Origin of the sequence: Actinomadura logoneensis (genome assembly GCF_003428695.1) — a bacterium.
GTDB lineage: Bacteria > Actinomycetota > Actinomycetes > Streptosporangiales > Streptosporangiaceae > Spirillospora > Spirillospora logoneensis.
This window is the reverse complement of the sequence record NZ_QURH01000066.1, coordinates 1-1,815: the sequence shown is the minus strand read 5'-3', so window position 1 is coordinate 1,815 and position 1,815 is coordinate 1. Positions and strand designations below refer to the sequence as shown.

The following is a 1,815-nucleotide window of genomic DNA, read 5'->3' as shown; positions in this document are numbered from 1 at the left end:
GACGGACGCGAGCGCGGCCACGGCGGCGGTGAGGCCCGCGCCGAGGAGCAGGGCCGCTCCGCGCCTGCGGCGCACGCCGAGCAGCCCGAACGCGGGGAGGCCGAGCAGCACGCCGGTGCCCGCCACGACCAGCAGTCCGGTGCCGGCGAGCAGCGGGACGTCGGCGGTGAAGGCCGCGACGCCGACGAGGCCGGCGGCGCCCGCGAGCGGGGCGGCCACCGCGGCGGTGAGCAGGAGCAGCGCGCCGGACGACCGGCGCAGGGCGGTACGTGACATGCGGACCACGCTAGGAGCGCGCCACGCCCCTTCTCGTCCGCCTTCCGGCCCGTTTCCGCTGGTCGCGTCCCCGCCGGACGGGTGGGGCGCCACCCCGCCGTCCGGCGGGGAAGACCGTCGCGCCCGACCAACGAGTTCGGATGGACGTGCGCGGATGCGCGCGGACGCGTGCGGACGCGCTGTGAGGGTCAGCGGATGCCGGGACGGACGAGGCCGCTCTCGTAGGCGAAGATCGTCGCCTGGACGCGGTCGCGGACACCGAGCTTCCCGAGGACGGCCGCGACGTGGTCCTTCACCGTCGCCGGGCCGATCCCGAGCGCCGCGGCGGCCTCCACGTTGGTCAGGCCGCGCGCCACCAGGCGGAGCACCTCCGTCTCGCGGGGGGTGAGCGACGCGAGACGTTCGGCCTCGGCCGGGCCGGGGCCGCCCGCGAAGCGGCCGATCAGCCGCCCGGTCACGGCCGGGTCGAGCAGCGCGTCGCCCCGCGCGACGAGCCGGACCGCGTCGATCAGCCGCTCCGGGTCGGCGTCCTTCAACAGGAAGCCCGCCGCGCCCGCGCGCAGGGCGGCGAACACGTACTCGTCGAGGTCGAACGTCGTCAGGACGACCACGCGCGTCCCCGGGACCTCGGCCGTGATCCGCGTCGTCGCGGCCAGGCCCCCGGCGCCGGGCATCCGGACGTCCATCAGCGCGACGTCGGGCCGGAGCGAGGCGGCGAGCGCCACGGCCGTCTCGCTGTCGCCCGCCTGGCCGACGACCGTCATGTCGGGCTCGGCGGCGACCATGGCGGCGATCCCGGCGCGCACCACGGCCTGGTCGTCGGCGACGACCACCCGGATCGTCTCGGTCAAGGGCGGGACACCTCCGGCAGCCATCCCCGCGCCGCGCGGTCGTCGGCGATCACGAGCGTACCGCCGCAGGCGTCCGCCAGCGCGCGCAGCCGCCGCTCGGCGTCCGGGCCGCCGGGCGCCCGTCCGCGGACGGCGACGCCCCCGTCCGAGAACGCCACGGTGACGGTCTCCCCGCCGGTGAGCAGTTCCCCCGCCAGGCGGTGGGCCGCGACCTCGAGGGCTGGCGGCAGCGCCGGTGAGCAGTTCCCCCGCCAGGCGGTGGGCCGCGACCTCGAGGGCTGGCGGCAGCGGCCTGCGCGCGCCGGTGAACCGGACGGACGCGCCGCGCCGGGCCGCCAGGGCGGCGAGGCCGTCGACGGTGGGCGGCGGGTCGCCGCCGTCGTCCTGTTCCCGCAGGTCGGCGAGCAACTGCCGGAGCGCCGCCAGTCCCGCCCGCGCTTCGGTGAGGACGGTGTCGAGGCGTCCGGCGTCGGCGGCGTCGGCCGCATTCCGCGTGTGCCGTCGCGCGGTGCGGCGCAGGCCGTCGGCGACCCTCCGGCGTTCCGCCGCGGCGGCGGCGGTGATCCGTCGTTCGAGTTCGTCGCGGTCCCGGGCGTCGGCGGCGTCCCGGCATCTCCGGCGCGCGGCGGTGTGCGCGCCGAGGGCCCGGACCGCCAGGCACGGGACGGCGAGCGCCGCGGCGAGGACG

4 protein-coding genes are annotated in these 1,815 nt (G+C 78.7%); 1 reads left to right on the top strand and 3 read right to left on the bottom strand.

Translation table 11 applies throughout. The annotated features are described in order from the left end of the window. The 3 genes from DZF91_RS03160 to DZF91_RS39360 form a co-directional block, all read right to left on the bottom strand. Positions 1-276 (bottom strand): hypothetical protein (locus DZF91_RS03160; protein ID WP_199486370.1); only part of this gene is annotated, 276 nt, incomplete at its 3' end. 188 nt (positions 277-464) lie between these two features. Beyond that, a complete protein-coding gene (locus DZF91_RS03155) occupies positions 465-1,127 on the bottom strand; it encodes a response regulator (protein WP_268915914.1) in 663 nt (220 codons plus the stop codon). Next, the gene (locus DZF91_RS39360; protein WP_158587834.1) at positions 1,124-1,285 is read right to left on the bottom strand and encodes a hypothetical protein; all 162 of its coding nucleotides are present in this window, start codon (positions 1,283-1,285) and stop codon (positions 1,124-1,126) included. The genes DZF91_RS03155 and DZF91_RS39360 overlap by 4 nt, the downstream gene beginning before the upstream one ends. A 19-nt stretch (positions 1,286-1,304) precedes the next feature. Between DZF91_RS39360 and DZF91_RS03150 the strand changes: the two genes are divergently transcribed. Further along, positions 1,305-1,815 (top strand): hypothetical protein (locus DZF91_RS03150; RefSeq protein ID WP_199486369.1); only part of this gene is annotated, 511 nt, incomplete at its 3' end.